This is a genomic window from Amycolatopsis sp. NBC_01286, assembly GCF_035982555.1.
GTDB lineage: Bacteria > Actinomycetota > Actinomycetes > Mycobacteriales > Pseudonocardiaceae > Amycolatopsis.
This window is the reverse complement of the sequence record NZ_CP108428.1, coordinates 7,450,537-7,470,423: the sequence shown is the minus strand read 5'-3', so window position 1 is coordinate 7,470,423 and position 19,887 is coordinate 7,450,537. Positions and strand designations below refer to the sequence as shown.

The 19,887-nt window shown below is 71.9% G+C and carries 20 protein-coding genes and 1 pseudogene; 9 read left to right on the top strand and 12 right to left on the bottom strand.

Annotation, left to right across the window (positions count from 1 at the left end):
- Positions 1-5 precede the first annotated feature (5 nt).
- Positions 6-437, bottom strand: a complete 432-nt coding sequence (locus tag OG570_RS35110; protein ID WP_326949697.1) for a winged helix-turn-helix transcriptional regulator — start codon at positions 435-437, stop codon at positions 6-8.
- Positions 438-543: 106 nt separating this feature from the next.
- On the opposite strand from OG570_RS35110, the gene OG570_RS35105 reads away from it, so the two are divergent.
- The 3 genes and pseudogenes from OG570_RS35105 to OG570_RS35095 all read left to right on the top strand — a co-directional run.
- Positions 544-1,470 (top strand): NADP-dependent oxidoreductase, encoded by a 927-nt coding sequence (locus OG570_RS35105; protein ID WP_326953229.1) that lies wholly within the window; start codon positions 544-546, stop codon positions 1,468-1,470.
- Between the two features lie 20 nt (positions 1,471-1,490).
- Positions 1,491-2,189: an SDR family oxidoreductase gene (locus OG570_RS35100; protein WP_326953228.1), complete on the top strand. Its 699-nt coding sequence runs from the start codon at positions 1,491-1,493 to the stop codon at positions 2,187-2,189.
- A gap of 53 nt (positions 2,190-2,242) precedes the next feature.
- Positions 2,243-2,402, top strand: a pseudogene (locus OG570_RS35095) (IS481 family transposase); the annotation flags it as partial.
- 36 nt (positions 2,403-2,438) lie between these two features.
- Here OG570_RS35095 and OG570_RS35090 read toward each other — a convergent pair.
- Together OG570_RS35090 and pafA are read right to left on the bottom strand one after the other, a co-directional pair.
- Complete coding sequence (locus tag OG570_RS35090; protein WP_326960247.1) at positions 2,439-3,464, bottom strand: WD40/YVTN/BNR-like repeat-containing protein; 1,026 nt, start codon at positions 3,462-3,464, stop codon at positions 2,439-2,441.
- Between the two features lie 114 nt (positions 3,465-3,578).
- Positions 3,579-4,937 (bottom strand): Pup--protein ligase, encoded by a 1,359-nt coding sequence (gene pafA, locus OG570_RS35085; protein ID WP_247051886.1) that lies wholly within the window; start codon positions 4,935-4,937, stop codon positions 3,579-3,581.
- A 143-nt stretch (positions 4,938-5,080) separates the two neighbouring features.
- On the opposite strand from pafA, the gene OG570_RS35080 reads away from it, so the two are divergent.
- Both OG570_RS35080 and OG570_RS35075 read left to right on the top strand, forming a co-directional pair.
- Positions 5,081-6,562, top strand: coding sequence for a bifunctional phosphatase PAP2/diacylglycerol kinase family protein (locus OG570_RS35080; protein WP_326953227.1), 1,482 nt, complete (start codon positions 5,081-5,083; stop codon positions 6,560-6,562).
- Positions 6,563-6,691: 129 nt separating this feature from the next.
- Positions 6,692-7,876: an alpha/beta hydrolase gene (locus OG570_RS35075; protein ID WP_326949701.1), complete on the top strand. Its 1,185-nt coding sequence runs from the start codon at positions 6,692-6,694 to the stop codon at positions 7,874-7,876.
- Between the two features lie 600 nt (positions 7,877-8,476).
- Here the strand turns inward: OG570_RS35075 and prcA are convergent.
- The 4 genes from prcA to dop all read right to left on the bottom strand — a co-directional run bounded on the left by prcA (position 8,477) and on the right by dop (position 12,131).
- Entirely contained in the window at positions 8,477-9,289 is an 813-nt protein-coding gene (prcA, locus tag OG570_RS35070) for a proteasome subunit alpha (RefSeq protein ID WP_326953226.1), read from the bottom strand.
- 58 nt (positions 9,290-9,347) lie between these two features.
- The gene (prcB, locus tag OG570_RS35065; RefSeq protein ID WP_247051889.1) at positions 9,348-10,202 is read right to left on the bottom strand and encodes a proteasome subunit beta; all 855 of its coding nucleotides are present in this window, start codon (positions 10,200-10,202) and stop codon (positions 9,348-9,350) included.
- Positions 10,203-10,347: 145 nt separating this feature from the next.
- Positions 10,348-10,542 carry a ubiquitin-like protein Pup gene (locus OG570_RS35060; protein ID WP_013226725.1) on the bottom strand — a complete coding sequence of 65 codons (195 nt, stop codon included), beginning with the start codon at positions 10,540-10,542 and terminating at the stop codon, positions 10,348-10,350.
- An 86-nt stretch (positions 10,543-10,628) separates the two neighbouring features.
- Positions 10,629-12,131: a depupylase/deamidase Dop gene (gene dop / locus OG570_RS35055; protein WP_326949704.1), complete on the bottom strand. Its 1,503-nt coding sequence runs from the start codon at positions 12,129-12,131 to the stop codon at positions 10,629-10,631.
- 42 nt (positions 12,132-12,173) lie between these two features.
- On the opposite strand from dop, the gene OG570_RS35050 reads away from it, so the two are divergent.
- Complete coding sequence (locus OG570_RS35050) at positions 12,174-12,692, top strand: NUDIX domain-containing protein (RefSeq protein ID WP_326953225.1); 519 nt, start codon at positions 12,174-12,176, stop codon at positions 12,690-12,692.
- On the opposite strand, the gene OG570_RS35045 is transcribed toward OG570_RS35050, so the two are convergent.
- The 3 genes from OG570_RS35045 to OG570_RS35035 form a co-directional block, all read right to left on the bottom strand.
- Positions 12,683-13,291 (bottom strand): hypothetical protein, encoded by a 609-nt coding sequence (locus OG570_RS35045; protein ID WP_326953224.1) that lies wholly within the window; start codon positions 13,289-13,291, stop codon positions 12,683-12,685. The two genes, OG570_RS35050 and OG570_RS35045, sit on opposite strands and share 10 nt — an antisense overlap.
- Before the next feature lie 68 nt (positions 13,292-13,359).
- Entirely contained in the window at positions 13,360-14,298 is a 939-nt protein-coding gene (locus OG570_RS35040; RefSeq protein WP_326953223.1) for an aldo/keto reductase, read from the bottom strand.
- Between the two features lie 8 nt (positions 14,299-14,306).
- On the bottom strand, positions 14,307-14,645 hold the full coding sequence (locus tag OG570_RS35035; RefSeq protein WP_247051894.1) for a hypothetical protein: 339 nt from the start codon (positions 14,643-14,645) through the stop codon (positions 14,307-14,309).
- A gap of 92 nt (positions 14,646-14,737) precedes the next feature.
- On the opposite strand from OG570_RS35035, the gene OG570_RS35030 reads away from it, so the two are divergent.
- Together OG570_RS35030 and OG570_RS35025 are read left to right on the top strand one after the other, a co-directional pair.
- A complete protein-coding gene (locus tag OG570_RS35030) occupies positions 14,738-15,073 on the top strand; it encodes an ArsR/SmtB family transcription factor (protein WP_326953222.1) in 336 nt (111 codons plus the stop codon).
- Between the two features lie 84 nt (positions 15,074-15,157).
- Positions 15,158-16,036 carry a TIGR03620 family F420-dependent LLM class oxidoreductase gene (locus tag OG570_RS35025; RefSeq protein WP_442788343.1) on the top strand — a complete coding sequence of 293 codons (879 nt, stop codon included), beginning with the start codon at positions 15,158-15,160 and terminating at the stop codon, positions 16,034-16,036.
- On the opposite strand, the gene OG570_RS35020 is transcribed toward OG570_RS35025, so the two are convergent.
- Positions 16,013-16,867, bottom strand: a complete 855-nt coding sequence (locus tag OG570_RS35020; protein WP_326953220.1) for a DUF3626 domain-containing protein — start codon at positions 16,865-16,867, stop codon at positions 16,013-16,015. The genes OG570_RS35025 and OG570_RS35020 overlap by 24 nt on opposite strands.
- A gap of 97 nt (positions 16,868-16,964) precedes the next feature.
- On the opposite strand from OG570_RS35020, the gene OG570_RS35015 reads away from it, so the two are divergent.
- A complete protein-coding gene (locus OG570_RS35015) occupies positions 16,965-17,891 on the top strand; it encodes a DMT family transporter (protein ID WP_326953219.1) in 927 nt (308 codons plus the stop codon).
- 57 nt (positions 17,892-17,948) lie between these two features.
- Here the strand turns inward: OG570_RS35015 and arc are convergent, their stop codons facing one another.
- Complete coding sequence (gene arc, locus OG570_RS35010) at positions 17,949-19,751, bottom strand: proteasome ATPase (protein ID WP_247051898.1); 1,803 nt, start codon at positions 19,749-19,751, stop codon at positions 17,949-17,951.
- Positions 19,752-19,887 lie beyond the last annotated feature (136 nt).

Genomic DNA, 19,887 nt, shown 5'->3' with positions numbered 1-19,887 from the left:
AGAGACTAGCCCGCGCCGCCCGGCCCGATCGTGAGGTCCGGTGTACGCGCGTCGTAACCGGCGCGGGCGGTGCTGACCTCGTCGAAGTTGGCCTCGGCCCAGTCCTTGAACGCCGACATCAGCGCGCGGAGGCTTTCGCCAAGCGGCGTAAGGGAATAGTCGACGCGGACGGGCACCGACGGGGTCACCTCGCGGTGCAGCAGGCCGTCGCGTTCGAGCACCCGCAGGGTCTGGGTGAGCATCTTCTGGCTCACCCCGGCGATGCGCCGCGAAAGGTCGCTGTAGCGCATCGGGCCGTCACCGAGCGCCACCAGGACGAGGCTGACCCACTTGCCGGCGATCTCGTCGAGCAGCTTCCGGGTCGGGCAGGCGGCGAGATAGGCGTCGTAGGCGGCCTTCTCGGCTTGCCGCAGCTGTTCCGCCGTGCGCGTGGGCACCGGGCGAACCTCCTGGTACGTGGGGAACCTGCGAGTACGTACTTCCCAATGGAGAGTAGCTCCCCATACGTTCGCGGGGAAGGTCCGACCCGCGAAGGAGCGAAAGATGCGTGCGATGGTGGTCCGCCGGTTCGGCGGTCCCGAAGTGCTGGAGCCCGTCGACGTCCCGGCGCCGGTGCCGGGCCCCGGTCAGGTGCGGATCCGGGTGGCGGCGGCCGCGGTCAACCCGGTCGACGCCGCGACCCGGTCCGGGCTGCTCACCGAGGCCGGGATCATCCCGCCGCGGGACGTGCTCGGCCTGGGCTGGGACGTCGCCGGCGAGGTCGACGCCGTCGGCGCGGGCACCGGCTTCCGGGTGGGCGACGCGGTGATCGGGCTGCGCGACCGGCTCGCGACGCCGCTCGGCGCCTACGCGGAGCAGATCGTGCTCGACGCGGCCGCCGTCGCCGCCGCGCCGGCCGGCGTCTCCCCCGCCGAGGCGGCGACGCTGCCGCTCAACGCCCTGACCGCGGCGCAGGCGCTGGACCTCGCCGGCACCACCGGGACGCTGCTGGTCACCGGCGCGGCGGGCGCGGTCGGCGGTTACGCCGTCGCCCTCGCGCACGCCCGGAAGCTGCGGGTGGTCGCGGTGGCCGGCCCCGCCGACGAAGCGCAGGTGAGGGCGTTCGGCGCGGACGAGTTCGTGCCGCGCGGGCCGGCGCTGGGCGACCGCGTGCGCGCGCTGGTGCCCGGCGGGGTGGACGCCGTCCTCGACACCGCGCTGCTCGGCCTGGACGCGCTGGACGCGGTCCGCGGCGGCGGCGAGTTCGTCGCCTTCGCCGCGGACGCCGCGCCGATCCCGCTGCGCGGCGTCCGGGTCCGCAGTGTCTGGATCCGCGCCGACGGCACTCGCCTGGCCGAGCTGGCGCGGCTGGCCGCCGAGGGTGTCCTCCCCCTGCGCGTCGCGGACGTCCTGCCGCTGGCGGACGCACGGTCCGCCCACGAACGGCTGGCCGCGGGCGGGCTCCGCGGACGTCTCGTGCTGACGCCGTGAATCCTCCCTAGCCTGGGGACATGGATGATCGTGTTCTCCTCGTCACCGGCGCCTCCCGCGGGCTGGGCGCCGCGACCGCGCGGCTGGCCGCCGCGGCCGGCTTCAAGGTCGCGCTCGTGGCGCGCAAGGCGGAGTCCGTCGCGGCCCTCGCGGCCGAGCTGGGCGAAGACCGGGCGCTGGCGCTGGGCGCCGACGTCGCGGACTGGCCGGCCATCTCCGGGGCGGTCGCCGAGACCGTGCGGAAGTTCGGCCGGCTCGACGCGGCCTTCGCCAACGCCGGGATCGGCGTCGGGACGTCGTTCTTCGGCACCGGCGACCCCGACCCGACGGCGTGGGAGGAGATGGTCCGCGTCAACGTGCTGGGCGCGGCCTACACCGCCCGCGCGGCGCTGCCCGCCCTGGCGGAATCGACCGGGCACCTGCTGATCACCGGCTCGGTCGCGGGCCGCTACATCCGCAACGCGAGCCTGTACTCGGTGACGAAGTGGGCGGTGACGGGGATGGCCGGGGCGATCCGCGAGGAGGCCGTCGGCACCGGCGTGCGCGTCACACTGGTCCAGCCGGGCATCACCGACACCGGCATCCTCAGCGACGAGCAGCGCAAGAAGCCGAAGCTGGAGCCGGCCGACATCGCCCGGGCGGTGCTCTACGCGCTGCAGCAGCCACCGCACGTGGACGTCAACGAGATCATGGTCCGCCCGACCGGGCAGGTCCGCTAGCTGTGATGTCCAGGGACGTTGCCCCGGGTTGAGGTGAGCGGTAACGGCCCGTCTCGACCGTGCACGCGGTCCTCGTGCGCAGCCGGGTCAACCGGCTCTCGCGCGTCGACCGGTCACCCGCGAACCGCTGCGCCGCTACGAACACGACACCCCGGCTCGCTGATCCACGTCGACGTCACCGAGTTCGGCAACATCCCCGACGGCGGAGGACACCCATCACCCGGCTGACCAACCTCTCCGGGCAGGTCGCTAGCCCAGCCGCGCGACGCGGCCCTTGGTGCCGCTCGCCCAGCAGCTGCCGAGCGCGGTGCAGTCCGCGCTGTCGAAGCTGCCGGTGTCGAACGACGTCCAGTGCCGCCCGCCGTCGGGGCTGAGGTCGCTGCCGCCGGGGCCGACGGCCAGGACCGTGCCGCCGCGCCAGGCCAGCCCGGAGCGGTACCCGGCGGGGTACTGCGCCGGGGTGCGCCAGGTGCGGCCGCGGTCGTTCGACAGCGCGACGGCGGGGCCGGGCGCGGTCGGTGCGGCGAAGTCGCCGCCGATGGCGACGCCCTGCCACGGGGTGCGGAAGGCGAGGGCGAACACGCCGGCCGACGGGCTGCTCGGCAACGGCGTGTCCGACGCCGTCCAGTGGCGGCCGCCGTCGCCGGAGTGCAGGACGCGGGCCGTGGCGCCGCCGCCGGTGGCCAGCCAGGCGTCGAACGGGCCCGCGGTGGTGACGCACTGGCCGCTGGCGGCGAACCCGGCCTCACCGGGCAGCGCGGGCGGGAAGCCGCTGTCGGGGACCTGCCGCCAGCTGCGGCCGCCGTCGACGGTGGCCTGCATCCGGAACTTCCCGTCCACCGGATCGCTCATCGCGAGCCCGCGCCACGGGTCGAAGAAGGCGAGGCAGTCGTAGAACGCGGCGGCGTCGGTGTTCTGGAACGTCTGGCGCCAGTGCGCGCCGGCGTCGTCGGTCCGGTAGACGCGGGAGTCGGTGCCGGGGCCGATCGACAGGATCACGGCGTGATCGGCGTCGAAGGCCTCGACGTCGCGGAACTCGAGGGTGCCGGTGCCGGGCGGGCCGACGGACCGCCAGCTCCGGCCGCCGTCGACGGTGCGCAGGACGGTGCCCTGGGTCCCACTGACCCAGGCCACACGGGAGCTGACCGCGGACAGGCCGCGGAACTGGGCGGTGACGCCGGTGGCGCTCAGCTCCCACTTCGGGAGGTGCCCCGTGGCCGACGCGGGCACAGCCAGCGCGGCCAGGAGACCGAGGACGAGAAGCACCGCACGCAGCACACGCATGGGCAGATCCTGCCGCACCCGCCCGCCGACTTTCGTAGGGTCAAAAGCCGTGAAGGCCTCCTTACCGGCCATAAGAGCCGGTAAGGAGGCCTTCACGGCTTTGGGCTAGAGCGAGCTGATCAGGCGTTCGACGCGCTCGTCGACCGAGCGGAACGGGTCCTTGCACAGCACGGTGCGCTGGGCCTGGTCGTTGAGCTTCAGGTGCACCCAGTCGACGGTGAAGTCGCGCCCGGCGGCCTGGGCGGCGGCGATGAAGTCGCCGCGCAGCTTGGCCCGCGTGGTCTGCGGCGGGGTGTCCTTGGCGGCCTCGATCTCGCCGTCGTCGGTGACCCGGCGGACCAGGCCCTTGCGCTGGAGCAGGTCGAAGATGCCCCGGCCACGGCGGATGTCGTGGTAGGCCAGGTCGAGCTGGGCGATGCGCGGGCTGGACAGGTCCATGTCGTGCTTGTGCCGGTAGCGCTCGACCAGCCGGTGCTTGATCGCCCAGTCGATCTCGGTGTCGATCTTGCCGAAGTCCTGCTGCTCGACCGCGTCCAGCGCCCGGCCCCACAGCTCGATGACCCGGTCGTTCGCCGGGCTGGAGCCGTTGTCCTGGAGGTGCTGCACGGCGCGGGCGTAGTACTCGCGCTGGATGTCGAGCGCCGAGGCCTCGCGGCCGCCGGCGAGGCGCACCTGGCGGCGGCCGGTGAGGTCGTGGCTGATCTCGCGGATCGCCCGGATCGGGTTGTCCAGGGTGAAGTCGCGGAACTGGACGCCGGCCTCGATCATCTCGAGCACCAGGTTCGCCGACCCGACCTTGAGCATCGTCGTCGGCTCGGCCATGTTCGAGTCGCCCACGATGACGTGCAGGCGCCGGTAGCGCTCGGCGTCGGCGTGCGGCTCGTCGCGGGTGTTGATGATCGGGCGCGACCGGGTCGTCGCGCTCGAGACGCCTTCCCAGATGTGTTCCGCACGCTGGGAGAGGCAGTAGACCGCGCCGCGCGGGGTCTGCAGCACCTTGCCGGCGCCGCAGATGAGCTGCCGGGTCACCAGGAACGGGAGCAGGACGTCCGCGATCCGGGAGAACTCACCCGCGCGGGTCACCAGGTAGTTCTCGTGACAGCCGTACGAGTTGCCCGCCGAGTCGGTGTTGTTCTTGAACAGGAAGATGTCGCCGCCGATGCCCTCGTCCGCCAGCCGCCGCTCGGCGTCGACCAGCAGGTCCTCGAGGATCCGCTCACCGGCCTTGTCGTGCGTGACGAGCTGGACCAGGTCGTCGCACTCCGCCGTCGCGTACTCGGGGTGCGAGCCGACGTCGAGGTAGAGCCGGGAGCCGTTCGACAGGAAAACGTTCGAAGAACGGCCCCACGAGACGACCCGCCGGAAGAGGTAGCGTGCCACCTCGTCGGGCGAGAGCCTGCGCTGGCCGTGGAATGTGCACGTGACCCCGAACTCGGTCTCGATGCCAAAGATCCGCCGCTGCATTCCACCAGAGTAAGCGCTGCACCCCCCTCGACGGTGGGCCGTTCGGGCGTCGACACGCCCCCAGTAGGCCACAGACGGTGAAAAGCCCCCGAATCAGGCACGATTGGAGCACATCCCTTGACGTCGCGCGGAAGGCGGACCTCTTGTCACACCAGCTCATCCGGGCGTTCCGGCGGGTCGGCCGGACCGACCGCGCCCTGATGCGCCGCAGCGCCCGCTTGCCGGCCACGAAGGCGGACGACGCGCTGATGGCCCTGTCCCGGTCGGCGAACAAGTCCCGCCTCTGGTGGGTGGTCGCCGGGGGGCTGGCGGTCCGCGCGGGCGCGACCCGTCGCGGCGCCCTGCGCGGCGTGGTCGCCATCGCCGGTGCGAGCGCCGCCGCGAACCTGATCGGCAAGCCGCTCTTCCCCCGCCGGCGCCCGGCCGAAGAAGAGATGCCGATGCACCGCCGCCTGCGGAAACGTCCGACGTCGTCGTCGTTCCCGTCCGGCCACTCCGCCTCCGCGGCGGCCTTCGCGACGGCGGTGGCCATGGAGTCCCCGCGCGCCGGGCTCGTCGTCGCGCCGCTCGCGCTCGCGGTCGCCTACTCGCGCGTCCACACCGGCGTGCACTGGCCCTCCGACGTCGGCGTCGGCCTCGCCATCGGCACCGGCGTGGGCCTGGCGACCCGGCACTGGTGGCCGCTGCACGACGACATCCCGGGCCGCTCCGCCCACGACGCCCACGCCCCGGAGATGGTCGACGGCGACGACATGCTCGTGCTGGTCAACCCCCATTCCGGGGTGAACGGGCAGGACCCGACCGCCGACGTCCGCTTCGCCTGGCCGAAGGCCGAGATCCTCTACCCCGACTTCGAGCAGGACCTGCGGGGCCAGCTCGAGGCCGAGATCGACGCCCGCGGCACCATCCGCGCCCTCGGCGTCGCGGGTGGTGACGGGACCGTCGCGGCGGTCGCCTCGGTCGCCGCCGAGCGGAACCTGCCGCTCGCCCTGATCCCGGCCGGCACGCTGAACCACTTCGCCCGCGACATCGGCGTCCGCTCGATGCCCGACGCCGACGCGGCCACCGAGGTCGGCAACGCCGTCGGCATCGACCTCGGCGAGGTCGGGGTCGAAGGGCCCGACGGCCCGGCGCACCGCTGGTTCGTCAACACCGCGAGCCTCGGCGGCTACCCGGAGATGGTCCGGCTGCGCGAGAAGCTGCAGGAAAAGCACCCGAAGTGGCCCTCGGCCGCGATCGCGCTGACCCGGACGCTGCGCAACGCCAAGCCGCTGACCGTCCGGCTCAACGGCAAGCTCACCCAGGTCTGGCTGCTGTTCGTGGGCAACGGCACGTACGCGCCGAAGGGGTTCGCCCCCAGCAGGCGGCCCGCCCTCGACACCGGCCTGCTCGACGTCCGCTACCTGCGCGCCGACCTGCCGTACTCCCGCGCCCGGTTCCTGCTGGCCATGGTCACCCGCAGCCTCGCGGCCAGCCACGTCTACCAGGAGCTCGACGTCGCCGAGCTGGACGTCGAGCTGCTCGACGGCCACCGCCGCGTCGCCACCGACGGCGAGGTCGGCCCGCTCGGCAACCGGTTCCGCTTCAAGTCCCGCCCCAGCGCGCTCACCATCTACCGTCTTTAATCTGCGTTTACTTTCTCTCAACGAACCCACAGCGTCCCCTGGCTAGCGTCAAGATCGAGATGCGGGCCCTCCTGCCCGCAGCCAGGGGACGAGTGGGGTTTCGATGCGGTGGCACGCGGCGTGGTGCGGATGACCCCGCAGGTCGCGGTGGATCCGGTGCTGCCGGGCGACATCACCGCCCGCGCCCGTGACCTCGGGCCGTTCGAATCGCCGTTCATCTGGCTCGCCTTCGCCACCGCCGCGGTCGCGGTGCTCGCCGCCGTGATCGCGCTCGCGCACCGGCGCCGCCTCCGCCGCTGGGGGTTCACCGCCTTCGGCGTCCTCGTGCTGCTGGCGGCGGTCACGGCGGTGAACAGCTACGTCGGATACGTGCGCACCTCCGACGACCTCGCCCGCCTGCTCCAGCGCGGCCCCGGCGTCGTCAACCTGGCCGGCCGCCTGCTCGACGACGACCGGGAAGCCCCGGAGTCCGAGTCCGAGCCGGCGCCCCACGGCGGCAGCGGCGTCGCGGCCGCCGGCCAGAAGATCGACGTCGTCCCGCTGCCCGACCCCGCGCACGGCGTGCCGTCGGGCAGCAACTACGTCATCCTGCCGGCCGGGTACGGCGACCCGGCCAACGCCGCCCGCCGCTACCCCGTCGTCTACCTGATCCACGGCTACCCGTTCGGCGGCCCGCGCGACTGGCTGACCTCCGGCGACGCGCCCGGCACCCTCCAGGCCCTGCAGCAGGCCAACGTCATCGCGCCGATGATCGTGGTCAGCGTGGACATGACCGCCGGCGTCCCCAGCACCGACTGGGAGTGCCTCGACGTCCCGGGCGGCCCGCAACTGGAGACCTACCTCGCCCGCACCGTCGTCCCGGCGATCGACAGCCGCTACCGGACGCTGGCCGACCGCGCCCACCGCGCCCTCGGCGGCATGTCCGGCGGCGGCTTCGGCGCGCTCAACATCGGGCTGCACCACGTCGACGAGTTCGCCACCCTGGTCATCGCCCTGCCCTACGACGATCTCAACGACTCCGTCGGCGTCCTCGGCGGCGACCAGGCCGCCATCGCCGCCAACACCCCGCGCCGCTACCTGCCGACGATGAAGTTCCCCGCCCCGATCTCGGTGATGCTGGCCGTCGGCACCGGCGCGCCCACCGACGTCACGACCGCCCACCGCATCGCCGACGCCCTGCACGCCCGCGGCCAGGAAGCGGTCGTCCACGCCGAACGCGGCTTCAACCACACGTGGCACACCGCCCGGGCCACGCTGCCGTACCTGCTGGCCTTCGCCGACCAGACCTTCCGGCAGCCGTCCGCCGCGTCCTGAAGGCCGGGACGGGTCCCGGCACACCCCGCCTACGGTCACCGGGTGCGCCTCGGTCGCCTGGTTCTCGCCCTGTCCGCGGGACTGGCCGTCTCCGCGTGCGGAACACCGGACCCGCTGCCGTCCCGAGCCGTCCTGCTGGACGAGTACACCCGGTCGACCGCGGTCAAGAACGACCGGTTCACCGGCACCGGTTCGAGCGAAGCCCGGCTGCTGTTCCTCCGGGCGAACTACCGCCTCGAACGCCTCGACAGCGTGGTGCTGGGCGCGTTCCCCTGCGGCGACGGCAAACCGCCGAGCCCGCTGCCCTCCGACAAGTGCAAGGGAGGATTCGCGGCGTCAGCACGAGACGGCCGCGCAGCCCGCCCGCGGCCAGCCGTTCGTGGGCGGACCGCGTGTCCGCCCACGGCTCGGTGGACTTCACGGGCGGACCCCGCAGGCCATCGGTCGTCACCGGGCACACCCTGTCGACCTGCCATGGTGGCTGCTGGGCGGGAACGTCACCTTCGTCCTCGTGCTCACCGCCCTCTTCGGCTCCGGCGCCACCTGACCGCGGACGCGAAAACGGGGCGTGGTCATCGACCACGCCCCGTTTCGTACGAACTACTCGCCTTCGGGCTTCTCCGGCTCGTCACCCTGGGGGTCCGGCACCGGCAGCAGCGCGTCCAGCGCCGTTCCCGTCAGGCGGCGGAACGCGCGCCGCGGGCGGTCGCGGTCCAGGACCGCCACCTCCAGCTTGATCGGGGGGTCCGTCTCGCCGTTGCCGTTGGCCGACGCACTCGCCGCCGCCGACGAAGAGGACGACGACGAACCGGCCGAAGACGACGACGTCGTCGCGGCGGGCTGGATCGGCGTGCGCAACGCCGTCACCGCCACGCCGAGGGCCGCCTGCAGGTCCAGGCCGTCTTCGAACGTCTCCTTCAGCTTCGTGACGATCTTGTCGGCCTGGCCGCCCATCACGATGAACTGCGGCTCGTCGAAGATCGAGCCGTCGTAGGTCAGCCGGTACAGCTGGTCCTCCGCCGCGCTCGCCCCGACCTCCGCCACGCAGACCTCGACCTCGAACGGCTTCAGCTGCTCGGTGAAGATGCTGCCCAGCGTCGCCGCGTACGCGTTCGCCAGCGCCCGCGCGCTCACGTCACGCCGGTCGTACTGGTAGCCCTTGAGGTCCGCGTGCCGGATTCCGGCGACCCGCAGGTTCTCGAACTCGCTGTAGCGCCCGACGGCGGCGAAGCCGATCCGGTCGTAGATCTCGGACACCTTGTGCAGCGTCGCCGACGGGTTCTCCGCCACGAACAGCACGCCGCCCGCGTACTTCAGCACCACCACGCTCCGGCCGCGCGCGATGCCCTTGCGCGCCAGCTCGGAACGCTCCCGCATCAGCTGCTCGGGAGAGGCATACAACGGCATCGTCACGGTGTGCGCTCCAGGTCTTTCGGTGTTCCATCGTTCACTGGTTCAGCTCCGGCCCGCGTCAGGACAGCCGACGCTGCTGGCGCTCGATCCGCCCGGCGATCACGGCCTCCGCCACGGCGGCGGTCTCCGACTCCGGCAGCTGCACGGCGCCGTGCTCGGCGGTGATCGTCACGACGGACGGGAAGATCCGGCGCACCAGGTCCGGCAGGCCCGAAGCGGTGTCGTCGTCCGCCGCGTCGTACAGCGCCTCGACAGCCACCCGCGTGGCGTTCTCGACGTCGGCGTCCGGGTCGTGCAGCTTCTTGAGCGCGGATTTCGCGAACAGCGAACCCGAGCCGATCCCGGCGTAGCCGCCGTTCTCCTCGTAGCGCCCGCCCGCGGCGTCGTACGAGACGATCCGGCCGGCGTGCCGCGCGTCCTCGGCCTCCAGGTCGTAGCCGACGAAGAGCGGGATCGCGGCCAGCCCGGCCATCGCCATCTCGAGGTTGGCCTTGACCATCCCGGCCAGCTTGTTCGTCTTGCCGTCCAGCGACAGCGAAACGCCCTCGATCTTCTCGTAGTGCGCGAGCTCCACGGCGTAGAGGCGCACCATCTCCACGGCCAGCCCGGCCGTGCCCGCGATGCCCACCGCCGAGTACTCGTCGGTGACGTGCACCTTCTCCATGTCGCGGCTCGCGATCAGGTTCCCCGACGTCGCCCGCCGGTCACCCGCGATCAGCACTCCGCTCGCGAAGGTCAGCGCGACGATCGTCGTCCCGTGCGGCACGCCCAGGTCGCCCGCACCACCGGACATCCGGCGCTCCGGAAGCAGTTCCGGCGCCTGCACCCGCAGGAAGTCGGAAAACGACGACGTCGCCGACGAGAAGTACGCCCCCGGCAGAGCGGGACCCGAGATGCCCCTGGTGTTGTCCATACGTGCTCAAAAATCCCATCTGTGCGGGCCTTGGCGGCCGTGGCCCCGCGTTCGGCGACCCCGGCCCGCACGGACCACGGTCACCACTACGCGGAGCCCCCGGCCGCCGGCTGAACGGTCGGCAAGGGCGCGAACGCCCGAGCGGCTACTCGCCGCCCTTCTGGACGTAGGCCCGGACGAAGTCCTCGGCGTTCTCCTCCAGCACGTCGTCGATCTCGTCGAGGATCGTGTCGACGTCCTCGCCGAGCTTCTCGCGCCGTTCCTGACCCGCCGCGCCGGTGTCGTCGAACTCCTCGTCGGAGTCGCCGCCGCCGTGCTTTTCGATCTTTTCCTGGGCCATCTCGCCTCCCGGTGTGGCTGATGTTTCCTAGCCTACCCAGCGACCCCGACATTCGGGGTCACCGCCGCGATCCGCGTGCGTACCGCCTAGTCCGAACCGGTGAGTGCCTCCACCAGCTCCTCCGCCGTCGCCGCGTTGTCCAGCAGCTTGCCGACGTGCGCCTTGGTCCCGCGCAACGGCTCCAGCGTCGGGATCCGCACCAGCGACTCCTTGCCGACGTCGAAGATGACCGAATCCCAGGACGCCGCCGCGATCGAGCTCGCGTACTTCTCCAGCGCCCGGCCCCGGAAGTAGGCCCGCGTGTCCGACGGCGGCGTCGTGACGGCGGCCAGCACCTCTTCCTCGGTCACCAGCCGCTTCATCGAGCCCCGCGTGACCAGCCGGTTGTACAGGCCCTTCGCCAACCGCACGTCCGAGTACTGCAGGTCCACCAGGCGCAGCCGCGGCGCGCCCCAGGCGAGGCTGTCCCGCTGGCGGTACCCCTCCAGCAGCCGCAGCTTCGCCGGCCAGTCCAGCCGGTCCGCGCACTCCTGCGGGTCCCGCGCCAGCGCGTCCAGGATCTCGCCCCAGACCCGCAGCACCTCCTTGGCGGCCTCGTCCGCGCCCGTGCGCTCCAGGTTCTGCGAAGCGATCTCGTGGTAGGCGAACTGCAGGTCCAGGCCGGTGTACTTCTTGCCGTTGGCCAGCGACACCTGCGCCTTGAGCGTCGGGTCGTGGCTGATCTGGTGCACGGCCTTGACCGGCTCGTCCAGCTTCAGGTCGTCGAACCGGATGCCGGACTCGATCAGGTCGAGCACCAGGGCCGTCGTGCCGACCTTGAGGTAGGTCGAGTACTCGGACATGTTCGCGTCGCCGATGATGACGTGCAGCCGCCGGTACTTGTCCGCGTCCGCGTGCGGCTCGTCGCGGGTGTTGATGATCCCGCGCTTCAGCGTCGTCTCCAGGCCGACCTCGACCTCGATGTAGTCCGCACGCTGGGAGAGCTGGAACCCGGCCTCTTCGCTCTGCTGCCCGATCCCGACCCGGCCCGACCCGGTGAAGACCTGCCGCGACACGAAGAACGGCGTCAGCCCGGCGATGATGGCGGTGAACGGCGTCGAGCGCGCGCACAGGTAGTTCTCGTGGGTGCCGTAGCTGGCGCCCTTGCCGTCGACGTTGTTCTTGTACAGCTGGAGCGGGGGCTGCCCGGGCACGGACGCGGCCTTCAGCGCCGCCTCCTCCATCACCCGTTCGCCGGCCTTGTCCCAGATGACCGCGTCACGCGCGTTCGTCACCTCGGGCGCCGAGTACTCCGGGTGCGCGTGGTCGACGTACAGCCGCGCGCCGTTGGTCAGGATGACGTTCGCCGCACCCAGGTCCTCGACGTCCGGGTCGTGCCCCGGCCCGCCCGGGCCGGTCAGGTCGAACCCGCGCGCGTCCCGCAAGGGGGACTCCACCTCGTAGTCCCACCGGGCCCGCCGCGCTCGCGGGATGTCGGCCGCGGCCGCGTAGGCCAGCACGACCTGGGTCGAGGTGAGTACCGGGTTCGCCGTCGCGTCGCCCGGCACCGAGATGCCGTACTCGACTTCGGTTCCCATGATCCGCCGCATGTCCACCACCCTACGGGGTAGGCCTAGTGGAACGATGCACCCATGCCAGGCAGTGACGAACTCGTTGCCCTCTATGACCAGGCCGGCTCCGTCGTCGGTTCGACGCTGCGCAGCCGCCTCCGCAGCGAGGGCCTGTGGCACGCCGCCGGCGTCGTGCTGGTCCGTTCGGGTGACGGAAACGCGGTCTACGTGCACCTCCGGACCGCCACGAAGGACGTGTTCCCGTCCACCTGGGACTGCTGGGCCGGCGGGGTCGTCGCCGCCGGCGAGTCACCGGCCGAGTGCGCTCGCCGTGAACTGGCCGAAGAGCTCGGCGTCCACGGGGTGGAACCCGTTCCGCTGTTCACGAAGGTGTACGACGACGGCCGCAACCGCTGCCACAACTTCGCCTTCGAGGTCCGCTGGGACGGCCCGATCCACCACCAGGCCGAAGAGATCGTCGAAGGCCGCTGGCTCCCGCTCGACGAGCTGCGCGCCTGGGTCGACGACCCGGCACCGGCACTCCCGTTCATCCCCGACGGCCGCGAAGGCGTCCAGGAGTGGTTCCGCCGCTACTGCTGAGCCGCCGGCGCCGTCAGCTTCGCCGCCATCGCGGGCAGCAGGCGCTTCGCCGCGTCGATCGCCCGCGACTCCGTGCTCGCCGAAACGGTCAGCCCGGACACGAGCGTGCCCCGCGCCAGCAGCACGGTGCACGTCTTGCCGTCGCACCAGGCCCGCTGACGCTCGACGCCCGCCTGGGCCGGGACGTCCACGGTGTGGCCGGTGCACTGCGCGTTCGCCACGATGTCGCCGGCCGAGCCGTCCGGGTAGGCGGCGACCCGGTGCCGCAGCACCGAACCGCTCGGGTACCGCCAGCTCGCGGTCCGGCTGGTCGCCGACACGTCGTCCGTCAGGCAGCCCGACGCCGCGCCCGAGCCGGGCTGCACACCCTCTTCGGCGACGTCCTGATCGGACAGCAGCGCCCGCTCCGCGAGCAGTCCGGGGTCCGGCGCCGCCTGGGTGACCGGAGCCGCCTTCGGGGCCGGCGCCAGGGCTTCCGGCGTGGGCGCCGACAGCGTGGCCGACGGGACCGGATCGTCGTAGTACGTCTCGAGGTTGTTCGGGTCGGGGCCGTCGCACCCCGTGAGGCCGACCAACGCGACCGCGGCCAACGCAACCACCTGGCGATGACGCACCTGCTCCGGCCCTCCCGTAGTCCGACTGTGACTGCGCAGAGTAGTGCAGCCGGTCAGTCCCAGCCCAAAGAGGACCGGTGTCGCCAGTAGTCCCCCGCATCCTCCGCCAGCCCGGCCAGCGCGGCTTCCTCCTCGGTGCTCAGGGAAAGCATGGTGGCGCGCAGGTTCGCCTCGAGCTGCGGCGCGCTCGCCGGGCCGATGACCGCCGCGCCGGCCCAGTCGTTCGCCAGCACCGCCGCCACGGCGACCGCGTCCGGCCCGGTCCCGTGCGCCGCGGCGATGTCGAGCAGCGCCCGCGGCGCCTCGACCGCCAGCCGGCCGTTGGCCAGGGTTTCCTTGACCAGCACCCGTTTCCCGGCCGCGTGCGCCGCGGCCAGCGCGGGCCCCGCCGACGGCTCCAGGAGGTTCCACGTCGACTGCACCGCGGAGAACACCGGCCGCCCGGCCACTTCCAGCGCGAACGCCCGCTCGATCGCGGCCGCCTGCGCCGGCCCCGACGTCGAGAACCCGACCGCGACGCCGTTCGCCGCGAGCTCCGCCAGCGCCTCGATCAGCGGCTCGTCGGTGAACAGCGGACTGTCCACAGTGAGCGAATGGACCTGGTAGAGGCTGACCCGGTCCCCCAGCAGCGCCAGGGTTTCCGCCCACTGCGCGGCGAACCGCGTCGCCGAGTGCTCCTTCACCTCGTGCACCTCGGCGTCGAGCCGCCAGCCGCCGACGTAGGCGTAGCCCCACTTGCTGGAGACGACGACGTCGCGGTGCCCGCGCTCGTCGAGCCAGCCGGCGAGGAACTCCTCCGAACGCCCGTAGGACCGGGCGACGTCGACGTTGCGGATCCCCGCGGCGTACGCGCCGTCGAGCACCGTGAACGTCGCGGCCCGCATCGACGCGACGTCCCGCACGGCCGGCAGCGCGCCGTCCCGGCCCAGGTTGATGTACGCGGGCCGGCCCAGCGCCGCCAGGCCGAGCGCGATGCGATCCACGCGATCCATGGGCGTACTCATCCGTTCTGCTTGTGCCGGAGGATGGCGAGCCACTGGCCGGCGGTCTGGGCCTGGCGGTGGAGCTTCTCGAGGCGGGCGGCCGGGGCCCGGACGTAGCCCTTGCCGAAGACCGGCGCGATCTGACGCAGGCTGGCGCCGCCTTCGCGGGCAGCGAGCAGGGCCCAGTCGGAAGCGTCGGCGCAGGCCGCGGAGGCGCGGCGCAGCTCGCCGAGGATGTCGATGAGCTCCTGGGGGCCCACCTCCCCCGCTTCGACGGTGGCGGCGGTCGTCTCCAGCCAGGCCATGACGTCGGCTTCGGTGATGGGCGCGCGCGGTCGCCCGGTTTCTTCGCTCACAGCCGTGAAGTATAGGTCGTTATACGCCGAGGTCCGGGAACCACGCGCCGATGTCGCATCGGAGTGTCGCGATGTGATCTACCATCGGAGAGGTGACGACGCGCGCCGAGGCCCCGCCGGAGGTCGAGCAGCTGCTCGACGTGTTCAAGGCGCTCGCGAACCCGGTGCGGCTGCGGATCCTCGGGTGGCTGCGGGATCCGGAGAAGAACTTCCTCGAGCAGCGCGGGGCGATGGTGGTCGACGAAGGGGTGTGCGTGACGCACATCCAGGAGAAGGCCGGCCTGGCCCAGTCGACCGTCTCGGCCTACATGGCGTCCCTGCAGCGCGCCGGGCTGGTCCGCGCGACGCGGCTCGGGAAGTGGACGCACTACCGCCGTGACGAAGAGCGGATCGCCCGGATCGTCGAGATCCTCGGCCACTCGCTCTGACCACTCCCCTCCCCCCGATCAGTCCCGACGGTTGACTCATATCGAAGTTCTGCGATACTTCGATGCATGACCGCGATCGACAACATGCCCCTGGGGCGCTACGGGATCTGGACGTTCGACTTCGAGGACCAGCCGGCGAGCCTGGCCCGCGACACCGCGCAGGAGCTGGAAGACCTCGGCTGGCGGGCGGTCTGGATCCCCGAGCGCGACGGCCGGGAAGCCCTCACCCACGCCGGTTTCCTGCTCGCCTCGACCCGGCGCCTGGCCGTCGTCAACGGGATCGCCCAGATCTGGTCCCGTGAGCCGCGGTGGACGCGCGGCGCGGCCCTGCTGCTGGCCGACGCCTACCCGGACCGCCACCTGCTCGGCCTCGGCTTCGGCGCCGGGCGCCCCGGCACGACCAGCCCGCTGCGGGCGATGAACGACTACCTCGACGCCCTGGACGCGGCCACGAACGCCAACCCCGCGCCCGCCGCGCCGATGCGGCGCGTCCTGGCCGCGTACGGCCCGAAGATGCTCGAACTGGCCCGCGACCGCTCGGCCGGCGCGCACACCTACCACGTGACGCCGCGGCACACGGCGCAGGCGCGCGAGATCCTGGGCGAGCGCCCGTTCCTCGGCGTCGAGCACGCCGTCCTCTTCGAGACCGATCCGGCCCGGGCGCGCGAGATCGCCCGGGAGCACCTGCACCCGTACCTGACGCAGCGGTACAACGTGGCCAAGTTCCTGCGGCTCGGCTACACCGAAGCCGACATCGACGGCGGCCGCGGCAGTGACCGGATCGTCGACGACCTGGTGTTCTGGGGCGACCTCGACACGATCGCCTGCCGGCTGGAGGAGCACCTCGACGCGGGCGCCGACCACGTCGGCGTCCAGGTCGTCGGGATCGAGCCCGGGCAGTCCGCGCTGCCGCACTGGCGGCGGCTGGCCGAGGCGCTGCTACCCGTCGGCGTCGTCGCGTAGCCCGAACCGCGCGGTGCAGTGCCAGACGCGCTTGAGGGTCTGCGGATCGTGCGTGCCGGCCCGCACGGCGTCGCCGATGACGCGGGCGTCGAGCCACCCGTGTTCGGCGATCTCCTCGCCGGCCCGCACGACGTCCTCGCCGCGGAAGTCCGCGTGCTCGGCGAGCACCGCGACGGACAGCCGGAAACCGTGGTGCCACGACGTCGGGAACGGCAGCGCGGCAGCCGCCGCCTCGACGTCGGTCCCCCGGAACGCCGGGTCCAGCACCAGGGCCGCGACGTCGGTGTCCAGCCGGAGCGGGCCGTGCACGTGAGCCTCGACGTAGTCGTCGAGGACGTCCGCCGGCGCCGCGTCGGCGAGGGCCACCAGCGGCATGTGGCCGGCTGTGCCGAAGTCGGCGGGCTCGCTGAAGCTGTCCGGGTAGCAGAAAGTCGTCCGCCGCAGCACGTCGCGCTTCAGCCGGAAGTGGGCCGAGCCGAACCGGACCGAGCCGCCGGCCGCGCGGCAGCGGTGGTTCAACGCGCCGTACTTGGGCCGCCCCGACGGCGGCCCGTCGTCGTAGGCGCCGCCGAAGATCCGGTGCTCCCAGCGCCAGCGGTCACCGCCCGGGTGGGCGGTCAAGCCGCCGTTGCTCGTGCCGGTCTCGAACTGCGAGCGGTAGACGCCGTCGGCGGCCAGGTGCCGCAGCAGCGGCACCCCGCCCACCAGCCGGTCCGGGTGGAAGTGCACGGTGACGTCCAGGTCCGCGGCGAGCGGCGGCCCCGACACCAGGCCGGCGACGTGCGCGAGCGCCCGCCGCCACGGCGGTTCTTCGTCGTTCGTAGCCCCCACGGGCTTGATCCTACCCCGGCGGTATAGGTCGTTATACACACGACGACGTCCGAAAATCGCTGGCTCCGGCGGCGGTCGCCCGGCTTGACTGCGCGTCATGGGTTTCGGGGTCACGGTGCGGTTCGGGTTGCTCGCGGCCGTGTGGGGCGCGAGCTTCCTGTTCATCAAGGTGGGCCTCGACGGCCTCTCCCCCGCTCAGGTCGCGCTGGCCCGGGTTTCGCTGGGCGCGCTGGCGCTGGCCGCGGTACTGCTGGTCCGCCGCCGGGCGCTCCCCCGCGATCTCGCGCTGTGGGGCCACCTCGTCGTCGTGTCGGTGCTGCTGTGCGTGGTGCCGTTCCTGCTGTTCTCGTGGGCGGAACAGTACATTTCGTCCGGTTTGGCCAGCATCTTCAACGCGACGACGCCGCTGATCACGATGCTGCTGGCTGCGGCGGCGCTGCCCGAGGAGCGGTTCACGCCGCCGCGGGTGCTCGGGCTGCTGCTCGGGTTCCTGGGCGTGCTCACGATCGTCGGGGTGTGGCACGGCGTCGACGTGTCGCACCAGCTGACCGCGCAGCTCGCCTGTCTCGGCGCCACCACGTGTTACGGCGCGTGCTTCGTCTACATGCGCCGGTTCGTCTCGCCGCGCGGGGCGGACCCGGTCGTCGTCGCGTTCGGGCAGACGGCGTCGGCGACGGTCATCCTCGGCCTGCTGGCGCCGGCGATCGCGGTGACGCCGATCCACCCGACGCTGCCGGTCGTGCTGAGCATGGTGGCGCTCGGCATCTTCGGCACGGGCCTGGCTTATGTCTGGAACGTCCGGATCATCGCGGCCTGGGGCGCGGCTAACGCATCGGCGGTGACCTACCTCACACCGGTCGTCGGCGTGCTGCTGGGCGTGGCGGTGCTGGACGAACCGGTGAGCTGGAACCAGCCCGCCGGCGCGATCCTGGTGGTGCTGGGCATTCTCGCCGCGCACGGCCGGCTGCGCGTCCGCCGCAAGGCCGCACTGCCGGCGCCCGAAGGGGAGCTGGTCCGGGACTGACCCCGGACACGCCGGTGGGGCGGTCGCCGCGGCGACCGCCCCACCGGGATGTTCGATCTACAGGTACTGACCGGTGTTCGTGGCGGTGTCGATCGCCCGCCCCGAGTCCGTGTTCTTTCCGGTGACGAGCGTGCGGATGTACACGATCCGCTCGCCCTTCTTGCCGGAGATCCGGGCCCAGTCGTCCGGGTTGGTGGTGTTCGGCAGGTCCTCGTTCTCCGCGAACTCGTCGACGATCGCGTCCAGCAGGTGCTGCACGCGCAGGCCGGGCTGGTTGGTCTCCAGCACGGACTTGATCGCCGACTTCTTCGCCCGGTCCACGATGTTCTGGATCATCGCGCCCGAGTTGAAGTCGCGGAAGTACAGGACTTCCTTGTCCCCGTTGGCGTAGGTCACCTCGAGGAACCGGTTCTCGTCGCTCTCCTCGTACATGCGCTCGACGGTGTGCTGGATCATCGCGTCGAACGTCGCCTTGGCGTCGCCGCCGAACTCGGCGAGGTCGTCCGCGTGGATCGGCAGGCCTTCGGCCAGGTACTTGGAGAAGATGTCCTTCGCGCCTTCGGCGTCCGGACGCTCGATCTTGATCTTGACGTCGAGCCGGCCCGGCCGCAGGATCGCCGGGTCGATCATGTCCTCACGGTTCGAGGCACCGATGACGATGACGTTTTCCAAGCCTTCGACACCGTCGATCTCGGAGAGCAGCTGCGGGACGATCGTGGTCTCCACATCGGACGAAACGCCCGATCCACGGGTCCGGAAGATCGAGTCCATCTCGTCGAAGAACACGATCACCGGGGTGCCCTCGGAGGCCTTCTCCCGCGCCCGCTGGAAGATCAAGCGGATGTGCCGCTCGGTCTCCCCGACGAACTTGTTGAGCAGCTCGGGACCCTTGATGTTCAGGAAGTACGACTTCCCGTCCTCGTTGTCGCCCCGCGCCGCCGCCACCTTCTTGGCCAGCGAGTTCGCGACCGCCTTGGCGATGAGCGTCTTGCCGCAGCCCGGCGGGCCGTAGAGCAGGACGCCCTTCGGCGGGCGCAGCTGGTACTCCTGGTAGAGGTCGGCGTGCAGGAACGGCAGTTCGACCGCGTCCCTGATCTGCTCGATCTGCCGGGTGAGGCCACCGATGTCCTCGTAGCGGACGTCGGGCACCTCCTCCAGCACCAGGTCTTCGACTTCCGCCTTCGGCACGCGCTCGTACGCGTAACCGGCCTTGGAGTCGACCAGGAGCGAGTCGCCGGGCTTCAGCGGCTGCTCCGCCAGCAGATCGGAGAGCAGCACAACCCGCTCTTCGTCCGCGTGCCCGACCACGAGCGCACGAGGGCTGGCGCCCTCGACGTCCGGTGCGAGCACCTCGCGCAACGCGCACACCTCGCCGGTGCGCTCGAAGTCACCGCCCTCGACCACGGTCAGGGCTTCGTTGAGGCGCAGCGCCTGGCCGCGTCGCAACGACGAAATCTCCACCGCGGGCGAAACCGACACCCGCATCTTCCGGCCGGCCGTGAACACGTCCACCGTGTTGTCCTCGTACGACGTGACGAACACGCCGTACCCGGACGGTGGCTGGGCCAGCCGGTCGACCTCTTCACGGAGAGCGAGGAGCTGTCCTCGCGCTTCGCGCAGGGTTTCGACCAGTTTGGTGTTCCGCTCGGTGAGCTGGCTCACCCTTTCCGACGCCTCGGCGAGCCGCTGTTCGAGAACGCGGTTCTGCCTCGGCGAGTCGGTCAGCTTGCGGCGCAGCAGCGCCACTTCCTCTTCGAGAAAGCGGATCTGCCTTGCCTGCTCGTCCGCCGTCGTCCCAGCTCCGGATGTTGCTGAAGGGTCGGCCTCCTCGCGCCGACCTCCGGGAAGGTCATGATGCATCGGGCACCTCCTCGGAGTGCTTTTCATTCCACGGTACCGGCGATCACCGACAAGAAAAGGCCTTTCCGCATCACAAGATCGGCGCGTCGCGGTTTCTTCACCTGGTCCAGCACGGACATTCCTGCAGCACAAGGGG